The organism is Acidihalobacter prosperus, from assembly GCF_000754095.2.
In the GTDB taxonomy this organism is placed as follows: Bacteria; Pseudomonadota; Gammaproteobacteria; order DSM-5130; family Acidihalobacteraceae; genus Acidihalobacter; species Acidihalobacter prosperus.
Map to the genome: position 1 here is coordinate 616865 of NZ_JQSG02000001.1, position 14154 is coordinate 631018.

The following is a 14154-nucleotide window of genomic DNA, read 5'->3' on the forward strand; positions in this document are numbered from 1 at the left end:
ATTATAGGCATGCGCCCTGGGCTTTGCCACCTTTAGCACTCACTAATATTTCGGGTCGTCAAGCAAACCGACGCGCACTCAATCCCGAGGAGCATGCCCCAAGAGCGCATCGAGCTCTGCGCCATTGCGCTCCACCTCCTCGAGTCCGGCTCCGATGGCCTCTTCCGCGCGATGGAATTCCATCAGACCGATGTGCGCCAGCCTGGGCGCGAGCAGCACGTCCGGCGGGTCGCCCGCCATGCGGCTTCGGGTGATCCGCACCGACATGATGTTGAGGCTGCGGGCGACGACTTCGAGTATCGACGGCCATTCCACCTCCCGCTTGTCGCCTGAGCGCCGAACAAGCCGTGTCAACCAGCGCATCCATGGACTGGCGGTCAGCGCGCCCTCTTCCACCTGGGTTTCGAGCGGTGGCGGATCGGGCGCCTCAGGATCGGGAATTTCGTGCCGACGCAGCAGGTCGGAGTTCAGGTCCACGGCGATGACTATATCGGCGCCCAGCGCACGGCACAGGGACACGGGCACCGGATTGACCAGGCCGCCGTCGACCAGCCAGCGTCCCTCGCGCTGAATCGGCGAAAACAGGCCTGGCAAGGCGATCGAGGCCCGGACAGCGGCGAGAATCGACCCTTCGCGCAGCCATACCTCGTTGCCGCTGGTCAGGTCGGTGGCAATCGCCCCGTACGGCACTCGGCAGGTGGCGATCTCGTGCTCTGGAATCAGCGACTCAAGGGCATCCAGCAGGCGCGCGCCATCGATCAGGCCGCCATTGAAACGGACATCGAGCAGGCTCACCATCTCCCGCCATGTCAATCGCTCCACCCATTCGCCGAAAGGATCGAGCATGCCGGTGACGTAGGCTGCGCCGACCAGCGCGCCGATGGAGGTTCCCGTCACCACGTCCGGCTCGATGCCACGCGCCTTGAGCGCACGGATGATGCCGATATGCGCCCAACCGCGTGCCGAACCGCTGCCCAGTGCGAGGCCGATGCGCGGGCGCTTCACGCTCCGCTCCCTACCGGTACACCAGCGGGTGCACTGGCGAGATGCAGCGTTCGGGTCGGGAATGCGATCTGCGCGCCATGCGTGTCCACGATGTCAGCAATTTTCAGCAAAACGTCCTGCTTGACGGCGAGATATTCCGCCCAGGCCGTGGTGCGCGTGAAGCAGTAGACCATGAAATCGCAAGACGACTGATTGAAGGCGCTGAAATAGACCATCAGCGTCTGCGTGGTGTCGATATCGTCGCGTGCGCGCAGCATCGACTCGACCTCCGCCACGATCGGCCCCATTGCAGCAAGGTCGTCGTAGCGAATGCCGATGGTCTCATAAATGCGGCGGTGGCTCATGCGCGACGGATTGACCACGGCCATGCTGGCGAACATCGAATTCGGCACATACACGGGACGCTTGTCGAAACGCCTGATCCGCGTCAGCCGCCAGCCGATGTCTTCCACCGTGCCCTCGATGTCGCGATCGGGCGAACTGATCCAGTCGCCGACCGCGAACGGACGATCGAGGTACAACATCAGGCCGCCGAAGAAATTCGCCAGGATGTCGCGCGCGGCAAAACCGATGGCGATACCGCCGATGCCGCCGAACGCCAATACCCCGGAAACACTGAACCCAAGGCTTTGCAGGGCGATCAGTGCGCCGGTGATCAGCACCGACGCCCGCACCAGTCGGCCCATGGCCTTGACCGTGGTCAGATCGACCGGCTCGCCGCGTGCCTGCCGGTGTTCCACCAACCCCAGCTCTATTTCCTGTGCAAAGCGCACCACGAACCAGACCAGCGATCCGATCACGCCGACCGTACGCAGCGGATTGACGGCGGTAAACAATGTGGCGCCGGTATCGTGGAGAATGATATCGCCGGCGAAGCCGATGCCAATTACCCACACCAGCAGACGCAGCGGCCTCCTGGCTGCATTGACCAGCGCGTCATCCCAGATATTGCGGGTCTTGGCCGTCTGCCGACCCAGCCGGTCGAGCAGGCGTCCGACGAGCATGTTGGCCGTGACCGCCGCAAACACGACCAGAAACACCTGCAACACCCAACCTGCCATGTCGTGCCGTTGCATGAACGACGACGCCATTTGCACGATTTGATGCCAATCCATGCGACTCCCTTGCCCTTGGATCAGGACGATTCAGACGTTGAGCTCTGCCGAGGACGACGTCAACAGGGGCGACAGAACCGCGACGGCTGCCGACCATTCGGGTCGCGACCGCAGGCGAGACAACCCCATCGCTGAGCCCTGGCCGTGCATCCGAGCCAATCGAACCTGCGCTACCGGGTCGGGCTCGCGTGTCTCCAGCGCCTCAAGCATCTCGGCAGCGCCCTCGGGGTGATTGCAGACCAGCAGCATATCGCAGCCGGCCGAGAGCGCCGCCTCGGCACGTGCCGCATATCCACCGACGTGTTCGGCCCCGGCCATGCTGAGATCGTCGCTGAAAATCGCGCCCGAGAAGCTCAGGCGTTCGCGCAATACGGTTTGCAGCCAGAACCGAGAGAAGCCGGCCGGTAATGGATCAACCTGGCTGTATTGCACATGCGCGGGCATGATCCCGGCCAACGTGCCATCCATTAGCTGCGCGAACGGTCGCAAGTCGTGCGCCTCGATTTCCTCGAACTCGCGCGCATCCACCGGCAGCGTGAGATGCGAATCCTCACGCACGCCGCCGTGCCCCGGAAAATGTTTGCCCACCGCCTGCATGCCGGCGCCGCGCATGCCGCGGACATAGGCCTGCGCCAGGGCGATCACGGCCGCCGGCTGACGGTGAAACGCCCGGTCGCCGATCACGCCGCTCAAGCCATGCGCCAGATCAAGCACCGGTGCGAAGCTGAAATCCACGCCTACGGCGCGCAATTCTGCCGCCATCAACCAACCGGCGCGCTCGGCAAGCTGCAGGCCCTGGTCGCGGTCCCGATCGTACACGCGGCCCAAAGCGGCGGCAGGCGGCAGGCGCGTGAAGCCGTCGCGGAAACGCTGCACACGCCCGCCTTCGTGATCCACCGCGATCAGCAGATGCGGATCGCGCAAGGCATGGATTTCGGCCGTCAGCTCACTCAGCTGGGCGACGTTTTCGAAGTTGCGGGTAAAGAGAATCACGCCGCCCGTACGCGGGTGCGTAAGACTCCGGCGCGCCTCAGCGGTCAACGTCGGACCGTCGATATCGAGCATGACCGGGCCAAGCCCCATCCTAACGCCCTCGGAAAACGGATCGATGCGCCGCAAGCCCGACTGGGGTGGTGCCCGGAGCCGGACTCGAACCGGCAAGGCCAAGGCCGGGGGATTTTAAGTCCCCTGCGTCTACCAGTTTCGCCATCCGGGCCGGCATATGCATGATTCAGGGAATGGAGGCTGGGGTCGGAATCGAACCGGCGTACACGGCTTTGCAGGCCGCTGCATAACCACTCTGCCACCCAGCCTTGGGTTGCGCCGGATGATAGCATCATCGGCGCCGACACGAAAAACCCCGGCGATGCCGGGGTTTTAAGAGAATCTGGAGCGGGAAACGAGACTCGAACTCGCGACCCCAACCTTGGCAAGGTTGTGCTCTACCAACTGAGCTATTCCCGCGAAGGGCGACAATCCTATCGGCCCGGTATTTTTATGTCAACCAGGTTTCGGAGACCTCGTCGACCCCGCCACATAGCCTGTCCGGTCGTTCGGTGGCGGGGCCGCATTTATATGTCATTCGAATCAAGCCGTCAACGGTTTACGCGTATCGGATCGCGACGACCCGGCATTGACGCTCACGGCCTGAAGGCCGCCGTCAGGTATTTGATCATCGAGATCAACGTGAAAAAGGCCGCGACATACAATAGCACCAGGCCGAGCTGACGAATGTCGATACCGAAGAGCGGCCACTGGTAAAGCAGCAGCACCAAGGCCCCCATCTGAGTGGCGGTTTTCAATTTGCCAACGAAGGCGACCGCGACCTTGCGGCGCTCACCGACCTCCGCCATCCACTCACGCAATGCCGATACGGTGATTTCGCGCCCGATGATAACGATCGCCGGAATGGTCAGCCAGGGCGATGCATATTGCTCCACCAACATCACCAGTGCCGCGGTCACCATCAATTTGTCTGCAACCGGGTCCAGAAACGCGCCGAAGCGAGAAGTCTGATTCCAGCGACGCGCGAGGTAGCCATCAGCCCAGTCCGTGATGCCCGCGAGCGTGAATATCAGCGCGCTCACGGGCGGCGCCCAATGCCATGGCAGATAGAACACCAGAATGAATACCGGGATCAACGCAATCCGCAGCAGTGTAAGCATGATGGGAATGTTGAAGATCATCCAGTATCGCCATGAAAATGTTCATATATCTGCTCGGCCAGGTGCAGACTGATGCCTGGCACCTTGGCCAGTTCCTCGACCCCCGCTCGCTCGATGCCACGCATGCCGCCAAAATGCATCAATAGCTGTTGACGGCGTTTGACTCCCAGGCCGGGGATCGACTGCAGGGGTGAAGTGGTGCGGGCCTTGGCGCGCCGCTGGCGGTGACCGCTGATGGCGAACCGATGCGCTTCGTCGCGGATCTGTTGCACGAGATGCAGTGCCAGGTGGTGCGAAGGCAGTCTAACGGGCGCGCCATGACGACTCAAGGTGAGCGTGTCGAGCTCGGGGCGGCGGCCTTCCCCCTTGGTCACGCCGACGATCGCCGTGTCGGCAACCTGGAGTTCCTCAAGCACGCGCTCGGCTTCGTGTACCTGACCTCTTCCGCCATCGATCAGCAGCACGTCGGGCATCGCCCCGTCGCTCGATTTGAGGCGGGAGTAGCGACGTGTGAGCGCCTGACGCATTGCGGCATAATCGTCGCCCGGCGTAATCCCCTCGATGTTGAAGCGGCGATAATCCGACTTGATCGGACCTTCCAGGCCGAATACCACGCACGAAGCGACGGCGGCCTCTCCACGCGTATGACTGATATCGAAACATTCGATGCGCGCGGGTGGCTGATCCAACGCCAACACCGACTGGAGCGCTTCCAGACGCTTGGAAACGTTGGCGCGCCCCGCCTGTCGCGCGAGCAATGCCTGCTCGGCATTCTGCGCCGCCAACCCAAGCCAACGTGCCCGCTGCCCACGCACGGCGCCAGTGATGCTGACGCGTCGCGATGTCTGCGCGGAAAGCACCTCGGCCAGTACAGCCGGGTCCTCCGGTGACGGTGCAGCAATGATCTCCGACGGCGTCTCGCGGTCCAGGTAATACTGCTCCAGAAAACCCTGCATCGCTTCGGCGGCCTCCATATCGGCCGGGATTTTCGGATACAGCGCCTTGTTGCCCAGATTGCGGCCTCCTCTTATGCAGAACACCTGAACGCAGGCATGTTCGCCTGCACGTGCGAGCGCGACCAGGTCGACGTCTCCACCTTTCTCCGAACTGACGTACTGGCGTTCGCTGATCTGCCTAAGCGTATCGATCTGGTCGCGGTAGCGCGCCGCCCGCTCGAATGCCAACTCGGCGGAAGCGCGCGTCATTTCACCGACCAGCTCCTCGATCAACTCGCCTGAATGGCCTTCGAGAAAGCGCACGGCCCGGTTGATGTCCGACTGGTAGTCAACCGGGGCGACATAGCCGACACAGGGCGCGGTACACCGCTTGATCTGGTACTGAAGACATGGACGCGTACGATTGGCGAAAAAGCTGTCTTCGCACTGCCTGACGCGAAACAGGCGCTGTAGCGTGCCCAATGTCTCCCGGACGGCCTGCGCGGAGGGATAAGGCCCGAAGTAACGGCCCGGTGCTTTTTTGGGGCCGCGGTGAAAACCGATCCGCGGATAATCTTCATCCTTGGATACGAAGATATAGGGGTAACTCTTGTCGTCGCGAAGCAATACGTTGTAGCGAGGCCGATGCGCCTTGATGAGATTGTTTTCGAGCAGGAGCGCTTCGGCCTCGGTGTGGGTGACCGTGACCTCCATGCTCTGTATTTGTGCGACCATCGCACGGATACGGGGGCTGGCCACGCGCCCGCGGAAATAGCTGGAAACGCGCTTCTTGAGATCCTTGGCCTTGCCGACATAGAGCAATTGCTGGTCGGCCCCCATCATGCGATAGACGCCCGGCCGGTGGGTCAGGCTCTTGAGGAAGCGGGCGGCGTCGAAAACCGGCTGATCAGGCTTGTCCATCGAGGTAGTCGCGCGCCCGCTGCACGACGGCATCGAACATCGATTCGGTCAAACGTCGCGTCTGCGTGTTGTAGCGGCTGCAATGGTAGGAGGCGAGCAAGTGCCGGTCGTCAGGCAGGTCGTATTCCGCAGCGTGGGCAAACGGGTATTCCGCCTGCCTCAATCCGAGCGCACGGATCGTGGCCTTGTGCGCTACGCCACCCAACACCAGTATCAGCGCTCGCGGAGGCAGCGCCTGCAGCTCCGCAGCAAGATAGGCATTGCAGGTCGCAACCTCCCCGCCCGTGGGTTTGTTTTCGGGCGGCAGGCACTTGACCGCATTAGTAATGCGGCAATCTTGCAAGATCAGGCCATCATCCGGTCCAGTGACCTCGGCCATATTCGAAAAGCCATGCCGATGCAGGCAGCGGTAAAGGAGTATGCCCGCATAGTCTCCGGTGAAGGGACGCCCGCTGGCATTGGCGCCATGCATGCCGGGGGCCAGACCAACTACAAGCAGGCGGGCTCGCCGCGCACCAAAGGGAGCGACCGGCGCGCAATGGTAGGCGGGGTGTTTGCGTTTGACCGTATCGAGGAACCCGGTCAGACGCTCACAGCGCCTGCATGCCGCATCGAAATCCTGCGTGCTCACGGGCAGCTGCCCCGGGACGCCCCCCAGGCCTTGAAGGGGTGAGCGACCAGGCTGACGTTGTAGTAACGGACGTCATCGGATACTTCCGTGCCCAGCCATGGCGGCCGAGCAAACGACTCGTCTTCCGACGCCAGCTCGATTTCGGCCACGATCAGGCCCTCATTGTCGCCCTCGAAGACATCGATTTCCCAGTGGTGACCGGCATGTTCGACGATATGGCGAGTCTTCTCTATCAAGGGCTTCCGGCAAAGTCGATCGAGCATTTCATGTGCGTCATCGAGCGGGATCGGGTACTCGTATTCCAGGCGAGAGACGCCCAGCGTAGCCCCTTTGATGTTGAGGTATGCCGCACTATCGGACACCCGAACCCGCACCGAACTGGTTTCGGCCGGCCCGAGATAGCCCTGCCGGTAGCGGATGCTGCGCGACGCCTGATGCCGCCAGGCATCGGAAGTCACCAGGAATTTGCGCTCTATTTCGGTAGGCATCGATTCTCCCTCGGACCCACGGCACGCACGCGCGCCGAAGGTGGCAGCGCGTATCGCAGCGGCTTCAGAATTTCAGGATCGCCGATCCCCAGGTAAAGCCGCCGCCAAAGGCCTCCATGAGCACGGTTTCGCCCCGGCGGATACGCCCGTCGCGAACGGCGACATCCAGCGCCAGCGGCACCGAAGCGGCTGAGGTATTGCCGTGCTGATCCACGGTCACTACCACGCGCTCCATCGGCATGCTGAGCTTGCGTGCAGTGGCATTGATAATGCGGATATTGGCCTGATGCGGCACCAGCCAGTCGACGTCCGACTTGCTCATGCCATTCTCTGCCAGCGTCTCGTCGACGATGCGACCGAGCGTGTTGACCGCAATCTTGAATACTTCGTTGCCGCGCATCTTGACCTTGGCTTCGCCGGCCTCCAGGTGTTCGTGCCCTTCAGAGACTCCGTACGGCACATTGAGCAGCGATTCGTAGCGACCGTCGGCATGCAGATGCGTGGATAGAATGCCCGGCGTTTCGCTCGCCTCCAGTATGACGGCGCCGGCGCCGTCGCCGAACAGCACGCAGGTGGAGCGGTCGCTCCAGTCGAGAATGCGCGAAAAGGTTTCGGCGCCCACCACCAGGGCGCAGCGCGCGCTGCCGGCACGGATGAATTTGTCTGCCACGCCAAGGGCGTAGACAAAGCCGGTGCAGACGGCCTGGATGTCGAAGGCAGGGCACCCAGCCGCGGCGCCCAGACGCGCCTGGAGCAGGCACGCCGTGCTCGGGAAGATGCGATCGGGCGTCGTCGTTGCGACCACGATCAGATCGATCTCGTCGGCGCGACGCCCCGCCATTTCCAGTGCGCGGCGCGAAGCGGCCTCGGCCAAATCGCAGGTGGCTTCCCCCTCTGCCGCGATATGACGCTTCTTGATACCTGTCCGTTCGGTGATCCACTGATCGCTGGTTTCCACCATGCGCTCGAGATCCTGGTTGCTCAGGATTCTCTCCGGCAGATAGCCGCCTGTTCCCGCGATCCGCGCGTAGATGCTCATGCGCTCGCGCGCCTGGCCAGTAATGCCTCCAGCTGGCTGTCGATGCGGGCCGGCACGGCCTTTTCAACCTCCAGTCGCGCCACCTCGATGGCGGTGCGCAGGGCCACGCTGTCGGAGGAGCCATGGCTTTTGACCACGATACCGCCGAGGCCCAGAAAGCTGGCACCATTATATTTGCGCGGATCTATCCGGCGTTTGAGCGCACCGAGCACCGGTGCGGCGCACAAGGCCGCGAGCCGGGTCATCCAGGAACGGCTGAATTCCTCGCGCAGAAAATGCGCAATGGTCTTGGAGGTACCCTCCATGGTCTTGAGCGCGACATTGCCTGCGAATCCGTCGCACACCACCACGTCGACCTCGCCGAGGAAGATGTCATTGCCTTCCACGAAGCCGATGTAGTTGAGATCGCTGTTTTCGAGCAATTGCGCGGCGCCGCGAACCTGGTCGTTGCCCTTGATGTCTTCCTGGCCGATGTTGAGCAGGCCGACGCGCGGACTCGCCTGATTGTCGACGGCACTGACCAGTACCGACCCCATCACCGCGAACTGGTACAACTGTTCGGCCGAACAATCGACATTGGCCCCGAGATCCAGCACATAAGTATGCCCCTTGATCGCGGGAATCGTGGTGCAGATCGCGGGCCTATCGATACCCGGCAAGGTCTTGAGCACGTATTTGGCGGTGGCCATCAGCGCGCCGGTGTTGCCGCCGCTGACGCAAGCCTGCGCATTGCCCTGCTTGACGAGATTGATCGAGACACGCATGGACGAATCCTTTTTGCCGCGCAGTGCCTGTGCGGGCGGCTCGTCCATGCCGACGGTCTGGGTGGTGTGTAGCACGCTCAGGCGCTCGCCTTCGCTGGCGCCCAGGCGCGACAGTTCGGCTCGTATGACCTGTTCGTCGCCAACCAGAACCAGGCTGAGATCGCTGTGTTCACGGACCGACTCGACGGCCGCTGGAACCGTCACGGAGGGCCCGATGTCGCCACCCATGGCGTCCAGGGCGATCGTGATGATGCGCGTCATGCAAGCCTCCGGCGCCGCAAGGATCGCGGCGCCTCTGTCATAACCGACAAATCCGGATGGGATTTGCGAGCTTATTCCTCGGAAACGGCTTCCGGCTTGATTACTTGACGACCGCGGTAGAAGCCGTCAGGCGTGATGTGATGACGGCGGTGCGTCTCGCCCGTAGTCGGGTCGACGGAAAGCGCCGGCGGCTTGAGGGCGTCGTGCGAGCGGCGCATGCCGCGGCGTGACGGGGTGGTACGTCCTTGCTGAACAGCCATGTGTTTCTCTCCAGTTATCAGTCTTTCAATGTTCGCAACACGTCGAACGGATTGGCCGCCTGCTCGGGCTTCGGCTTCTCGTCAACTTCGGGTCCGGCCAGCCAGACCAGATTTTCCTGGTCGCATGCTTCGCGCGAGCCGTGTCGCGGGATCAGCGGCAGGGCAAGCAAAACCTCATCCTCCAGCAGATCCCGCAAATACAGTCCGTCTTCGCCCACCACCAAGCTCTCCGGACCTGGCTCGACCGTACCGACCGAACCATCGATCAGTTCCAGACGCTGCCGCTGGTCGAGTTCGAAGCGGACCTCGCCCAAACAGCGCTCGCAGCGCAGCAGCAGCTCGGCTCGACAATCGAGGGCGACGAAAGGCCGCCGATCGATATCCCGCTCGAAGCGAAATTCAACCTCGATAGGGTCGCCTTCGGCCACGACGACCTCGAACAGCCGCGGCAGTTGCCGGACGGGCACCCGCCCTCGCAACACCCGGCCTTGCTCCGCCGCCCTGATCGGGTCGATACGCTGAGGCAGCTTGTCAGACATAAGCCGTCAATTTTACTGGCTTTATGAGGGCTCTGTCAAAGCCTGCCAAGGGCGCGCGACCTGCGTTGCGCGGTTGCCCGCACACGGTCTTGCTGGGATACTTTCGCGGGCGCCAGCGCCGACACCCCCCCGAGCGACCACGCAGCGGCCATAATAACGCCATGATCAAGAAAATCCTTATTGCCAATCGTGGCGAGATCGCCGTGCGCATCATCCGCGCATGCGCCGAGCTTGGCATCACATCCGTCGCAGTCTACACCGACGCGGACCGGCACGGACTGCATGTCAAGAAAGCCGACGAAGCGTACTACATCGGCCCTGACAGTCAGTCCGGCTACCTGAGCGTGCACCGCATGGTAAACCTGGCTCGCGCTTCGGGCTGCGACGCCATCCACCCGGGCTACGGCTTCCTGTCCGAGAACGCCGCCTTTGCGCGCCAGTGCGAGGCGCGCGGCATCGCTTTTATCGGCCCCAGCGCCGCAGTCATCGAACGCATGGGCGACAAACTGGCCGCGCGCGCGGCCATGATCGCCGCGGGAGTTCCCGTCGTCCCCGGCAGCGAAGGCAATCTCACCAGCATCGAAGAGGCGCTGTCCCTGGCGGATGGGATCGGCTATCCGGTCATGCTCAAGGCCACCACCGGAGGCGGTGGTCGCGGCATCCGCCGTTGCGACAGCCCTGACGATCTTCGGCGCCACTATGACCGCGTCCTCTCCGAAGCGACCAAGGCCTTCGGCTCGGCCGAGATATTCATGGAAAAGGCCGTAGTCGATCCGCGGCATATCGAAGTCCAGGTGTTGGGCGACACGCACGGTCAAGTCGTACACCTATTTGAACGTGACTGCTCGATACAGCGCAGGCACCAAAAACTGCTCGAAATCGCGCCCTCGCCACAACTCGACGACAAGCAGCGCGCATACGTCGGCGAACTCGCGGTGCGAGCCGCGCAGGCAGTAGACTACACCAACGCCGGGACAGTCGAATTTCTGCTGGACCGCGACGGCAGCTTCTATTTCATGGAAATGAACACGCGACTGCAGGTCGAGCATCCCGTCACGGAAATGATCACCGGTGTCGACCTGGTGCAATCTCAGATCAACGTGGCCGCCGGCTTGCCGCTCGGTTACACACAAGCGGACATCGCACGTAACGGTTATGCGATCGAATTCCGGATCAATGCGGAGGATCCGCAAAACGACTTCCTGCCGAGCTTCGGCCGCATCACGCGCTATTTCGCGCCGGGCGGGCCCGGCGTGCGTACGGATGGCGCCATCTATACCGGCTATTACATACCGCCGCACTACGATTCGATGCTGGCCAAACTGATCGTTTGGGCGCCCGACTGGGACGGTCTGTTGAGACGTGCGCGCCGCACCTTGCACGATATCGGCGTGTACGGCGTCAAGACCACGATCCCCTACCACCTGCAAATTCTCAACATGCCGGCATTTGCCGAGGGGCGCTTCGACACCGGCTTCGTCGAGGCGCATCCCGAATTGACCGAATACTCGCTCAAACGCTCATCGCGCGAGGTGGCCGCCGCCATCGCCGCCGCGCTTGCGGCCCATCACGGCCTATGACCCAGCGGGACAGACCATGACACAGGTACACATCACCGACACCATTCTCCGGGATGCCCACCAGAGCCTGATTGCCACGCGCTTGCGGACGGAGGACATGATCCCGGCCTGCGAACGGCTGGATCGGGCCGGCTACTGGTCGCTCGAAGTCTGGGGCGGCGCCACCTTCGACGCCTGCCTGCGCTTTCTCAAGGAAGATCCATGGGAACGTCTGCGCAAGCTGCGCGAAGCCCTGCCGAACACGCGGTTGCAGATGTTGCTACGCGGACAGAACCTGCTCGGCTACCGCCACTATGCCGACGACGTAGTGCGCGATTTCGTGGCCTGCGCCGCCGGCAACGGCATCGACGTGTTCCGCATCTTCGATGCGCTCAATGACCTGCGCAACGTGAAGACGGCCATCGAAGCGGTCAAGCACGCGGGCAAACATGCCCAGGGCGCGATTTCATACACCCAAAGCCCCGTGCATACCGTCGAACAGTTCGTACGCCAGGCCAAGCAGCTGCGCAAGCTGGGTTGCGACAGCCTCGTCGTCAAGGACATGGCCGGCCTGCTGACGCCTTTCAATACGGCCGAGCTGTTTGCGGCACTCACCGATGCCGTCGACTGTCCGGTCCACCTGCACACACACGCCACCTCGGGGCAAGCCGAGATGTGCCACCTCAAGGCCATCGAAAACGGCTGCCGCCATATCGACACCGCCATCTCGGCCTTCGCCGGAGGCACCAGCCATGCGCCCACCGAAGCCATGGTTGCGGCCCTGGCCAACACGCCGTACGACACCGGGCTGGATCTCGGCTTGATTCAGGAAATTGGCTTCTATTTCCGCGAGGTGCGCAAGAAATACCACCAGTTCGAAAGCGAGTACACCGGTGTCGACACCCGCGTGCTCAGTAGCCAATTGCCTGGGGGCATGATCTCCAATCTGGTCAACCAGCTCCGCGAGCAGGGGGCGCTCGACCGTTTTGGCGCGGTACTTGCCGAAATCCCGCGCGTCCGCGAGGATCTTGGCTATCCGCCGCTGGTCACGCCGAGTTCGCAGATCGTGGGTACCCAGGCCGTACTCAATGTCATCACCGGCGAGCGCTACAAAACCATCACCAACGAGGTGAAGATGTATTTCCAGGGGCGATACGGCCGCGCACCCGGCCGGGTCAATCCGGTCGTGCGCCGCCAGGCGATCGGCAACCAGGAAACCATCACGCAGCGCCCTGCCGACCTGCTCCCCCCGGAAATGGATCGGCTGCGCCGGGAGGCCGGCGAGTTCGCGCATACGGAAGAAGATGTGCTGACCGTCGCCATGTTCCCCGAAATCGGGGCCGAGTTCCTCAAGCAGCGCGCCGAATCCACGCTGCAACCGGAGCCTCTGCTCCCACCCGCGCCACCGCAGAGGGAAGCGGCCGCGCCCCGTGCCGCGCCGCTGGAGTTCAATGCCACCCTGCATGGCGAAACCTACCATATAAAGGTCACCGGCAGCGGGCATCGACGCGATGACATCAGGCCGTTTTATGTCACCGTCGACGGCATCCCCGAGGAAATCATGCTCGAGGTCCTGGACGAAGCCGAACTCGGCGGAGAAGGCGGCGAAGCTGCGCAACGCACCCGCGCGGGCGGCAGCCTTCGCCCGCGCGCCACGCGCCCGGGACAGATTTCCACCACGATGCCGGGCACCGTCATCGAAGTGCTGGTCGAAATCGGACAAACCGTCAAGGCCGGCGACCCGCTGCTCATCATCGAAGCGATGAAAATGGAAACCGAGATACAGGCCGCCATCGGCGGTACGGTGCAGACTATTCACGTGGTCAAGGGAGACAGCGTGAATCCGGACGAAACCCTGGTTGAAATTGCGCCATGAGCCGGCAGCTGATACTGGCGTCGTCCTCCCCCTACCGACGCGAGCTGCTCGCCCGGCTTGAACTCCCCTTCGAAACGGCCGCGCCAGCCATCGACGAAACGCCAGCACCGGATGAACCGCCCCGCGCACTGGTTGAACGCCTATCCCGCGACAAGGCCGGCGCCTTGCGTCCGCGCTTCCCGCATGCCCTGCTGATCGGCTCCGATCAATGCGTCGTGCTCGATGACCGAATCGTCGGCAAGCCAGGCACGCACGAACAGGCAAGATCCCAGCTGCTGGCGGCTTCGGGACGAAGCGTAGCCGTCCATACCGGGCTATGCCTGCTGGACGCCGCCACCGGCGTCCGCTGGGAGGATGTGGTGAGTTACGAGATCGAATTCAGGGAACTCGATGCGGATGAAATAGAACGTTATCTGCAAGCCGAGCGCCCTTACGACTGCGCCGGCAGCGTCAAGTCCGAGGGGTTGGGCGTATCCCTGCTCAGGCACATGCGCGGGGACGATCCGAGTGCCCTGGTCGGGCTACCCTTGATACGGCTGTGCGATATGTTGCGTGCGGCGGGCATCCAGGTACCTGCGTAGCCAGGCGGTCGCCGC

14 protein-coding genes and 3 tRNA genes are annotated in these 14154 nt (G+C 62.9%); 3 read left to right on the forward strand and 14 right to left on the reverse strand.

Features of this window, described 5'->3' with window-relative positions:
• Window positions 1-78: 78 nt before the first annotated feature.
• The 14 genes from rssA to THPRO_RS03145 form a co-directional block, all read right to left on the reverse strand.
• Window positions 79-1005 (reverse strand): patatin-like phospholipase RssA, encoded by a 927-nt coding sequence (gene rssA, locus THPRO_RS03080; protein WP_038086603.1) that lies wholly within the window; start codon window positions 1003-1005, stop codon window positions 79-81.
• On the reverse strand, window positions 1002-2120 hold the full coding sequence (locus tag THPRO_RS03085) for a mechanosensitive ion channel family protein (RefSeq protein WP_038086606.1): 1119 nt from the start codon (window positions 2118-2120) through the stop codon (window positions 1002-1004). Before THPRO_RS03085 ends, rssA begins: the two co-directional genes overlap by 4 nt.
• A gap of 30 nt (window positions 2121-2150) precedes the next feature.
• Window positions 2151-3203 carry a beta-N-acetylhexosaminidase gene (gene nagZ / locus THPRO_RS03090; RefSeq protein WP_038086609.1) on the reverse strand — a complete coding sequence of 351 codons (1053 nt, stop codon included), beginning with the start codon at window positions 3201-3203 and terminating at the stop codon, window positions 2151-2153.
• Window positions 3204-3251: 48 nt separating this feature from the next.
• Window positions 3252-3336 (reverse strand) — tRNA-Leu (locus THPRO_RS03095).
• 23 nt (window positions 3337-3359) lie between these two features.
• Window positions 3360-3433: transfer RNA gene (locus THPRO_RS03100), tRNA-Cys, on the reverse strand.
• Window positions 3434-3508: 75 nt separating this feature from the next.
• A tRNA-Gly gene (locus tag THPRO_RS03105) sits at window positions 3509-3584 on the reverse strand.
• A gap of 176 nt (window positions 3585-3760) precedes the next feature.
• On the reverse strand, window positions 3761-4306 hold the full coding sequence (pgsA, locus tag THPRO_RS03110) for a CDP-diacylglycerol--glycerol-3-phosphate 3-phosphatidyltransferase (protein WP_038086611.1): 546 nt from the start codon (window positions 4304-4306) through the stop codon (window positions 3761-3763).
• The gene (gene uvrC / locus THPRO_RS03115; RefSeq protein ID WP_065089192.1) at window positions 4303-6141 is read right to left on the reverse strand and encodes an excinuclease ABC subunit UvrC; all 1839 of its coding nucleotides are present in this window, start codon (window positions 6139-6141) and stop codon (window positions 4303-4305) included. The genes pgsA and uvrC overlap by 4 nt, the downstream gene beginning before the upstream one ends.
• On the reverse strand, window positions 6128-6772 hold the full coding sequence (locus THPRO_RS03120) for a uracil-DNA glycosylase (protein ID WP_407922436.1): 645 nt from the start codon (window positions 6770-6772) through the stop codon (window positions 6128-6130). The genes uvrC and THPRO_RS03120 overlap by 14 nt, the downstream gene beginning before the upstream one ends.
• Complete coding sequence (locus tag THPRO_RS03125) at window positions 6769-7260, reverse strand: CYTH domain-containing protein (RefSeq protein ID WP_065089193.1); 492 nt, start codon at window positions 7258-7260, stop codon at window positions 6769-6771. Before THPRO_RS03125 ends, THPRO_RS03120 begins: the two co-directional genes overlap by 4 nt.
• A 64-nt stretch (window positions 7261-7324) precedes the next feature.
• A complete protein-coding gene (locus THPRO_RS03130) occupies window positions 7325-8299 on the reverse strand; it encodes a beta-ketoacyl-ACP synthase III (RefSeq protein ID WP_038086613.1) in 975 nt (324 codons plus the stop codon).
• Window positions 8296-9324, reverse strand: coding sequence for a phosphate acyltransferase PlsX (gene plsX, locus THPRO_RS03135; protein WP_038086616.1), 1029 nt, complete (start codon window positions 9322-9324; stop codon window positions 8296-8298). The genes THPRO_RS03130 and plsX overlap by 4 nt, the downstream gene beginning before the upstream one ends.
• Window positions 9325-9395: 71 nt before the next feature.
• Complete coding sequence (rpmF, locus tag THPRO_RS03140) at window positions 9396-9584, reverse strand: 50S ribosomal protein L32 (RefSeq protein WP_038086619.1); 189 nt, start codon at window positions 9582-9584, stop codon at window positions 9396-9398.
• A 17-nt stretch (window positions 9585-9601) separates the two neighbouring features.
• Window positions 9602-10123 carry a YceD family protein gene (locus THPRO_RS03145; protein ID WP_038086623.1) on the reverse strand — a complete coding sequence of 174 codons (522 nt, stop codon included), beginning with the start codon at window positions 10121-10123 and terminating at the stop codon, window positions 9602-9604.
• A 161-nt stretch (window positions 10124-10284) separates the two neighbouring features.
• Here THPRO_RS03145 and THPRO_RS03150 point away from each other — a divergent pair, with 161 nt between their 5' ends.
• Genes THPRO_RS03150 through THPRO_RS03160 form a run of 3 tightly spaced genes read left to right on the forward strand, consistent with a single transcriptional unit; the run spans window position 10285 to window position 14139 of the window.
• Window positions 10285-11703, forward strand: a complete 1419-nt coding sequence (locus tag THPRO_RS03150; protein ID WP_065089194.1) for an acetyl-CoA carboxylase biotin carboxylase subunit — start codon at window positions 10285-10287, stop codon at window positions 11701-11703.
• A gap of 16 nt (window positions 11704-11719) precedes the next feature.
• Window positions 11720-13558, forward strand: coding sequence for a sodium-extruding oxaloacetate decarboxylase subunit alpha (gene oadA, locus THPRO_RS03155; RefSeq protein ID WP_065089195.1), 1839 nt, complete (start codon window positions 11720-11722; stop codon window positions 13556-13558).
• Entirely contained in the window at window positions 13555-14139 is a 585-nt protein-coding gene (locus THPRO_RS03160; protein WP_065089196.1) for a Maf family protein, read from the forward strand. Before oadA ends, THPRO_RS03160 begins: the two co-directional genes overlap by 4 nt.
• Window positions 14140-14154: the final 15 nt, after the last annotated feature.

Coding starts and splice junctions, on each gene's coding strand:
- THPRO_RS03085 (WP_038086606.1), bottom strand. CDS start 2,120: ATGGATTGGCATCAAATCGTGCAAATGGCGTCGTCGTTCATGCAACGG.
- nagZ (WP_038086609.1), bottom strand. CDS start 3,203: ATGGGGCTTGGCCCGGTCATGCTCGATATCGACGGTCCGACGTTGACC.
- pgsA (WP_038086611.1), bottom strand. CDS start 4,306: ATGATCTTCAACATTCCCATCATGCTTACACTGCTGCGGATTGCGTTG.
- uvrC (WP_065089192.1), bottom strand. CDS start 6,141: ATGGACAAGCCTGATCAGCCGGTTTTCGACGCCGCCCGCTTCCTCAAG.
- THPRO_RS03125 (WP_065089193.1), bottom strand. CDS start 7,260: ATGCCTACCGAAATAGAGCGCAAATTCCTGGTGACTTCCGATGCCTGG.
- THPRO_RS03130 (WP_038086613.1), bottom strand. CDS start 8,299: ATGAGCATCTACGCGCGGATCGCGGGAACAGGCGGCTATCTGCCGGAG.
- plsX (WP_038086616.1), bottom strand. CDS start 9,324: ATGACGCGCATCATCACGATCGCCCTGGACGCCATGGGTGGCGACATC.
- rpmF (WP_038086619.1), bottom strand. CDS start 9,584: ATGGCTGTTCAGCAAGGACGTACCACCCCGTCACGCCGCGGCATGCGC.
- THPRO_RS03145 (WP_038086623.1), bottom strand. CDS start 10,123: ATGTCTGACAAGCTGCCTCAGCGTATCGACCCGATCAGGGCGGCGGAG.
- THPRO_RS03150 (WP_065089194.1), top strand. CDS start 10,285: ATGATCAAGAAAATCCTTATTGCCAATCGTGGCGAGATCGCCGTGCGC.
- oadA (WP_065089195.1), top strand. CDS start 11,720: ATGACACAGGTACACATCACCGACACCATTCTCCGGGATGCCCACCAG.
- THPRO_RS03160 (WP_065089196.1), top strand. CDS start 13,555: ATGAGCCGGCAGCTGATACTGGCGTCGTCCTCCCCCTACCGACGCGAG.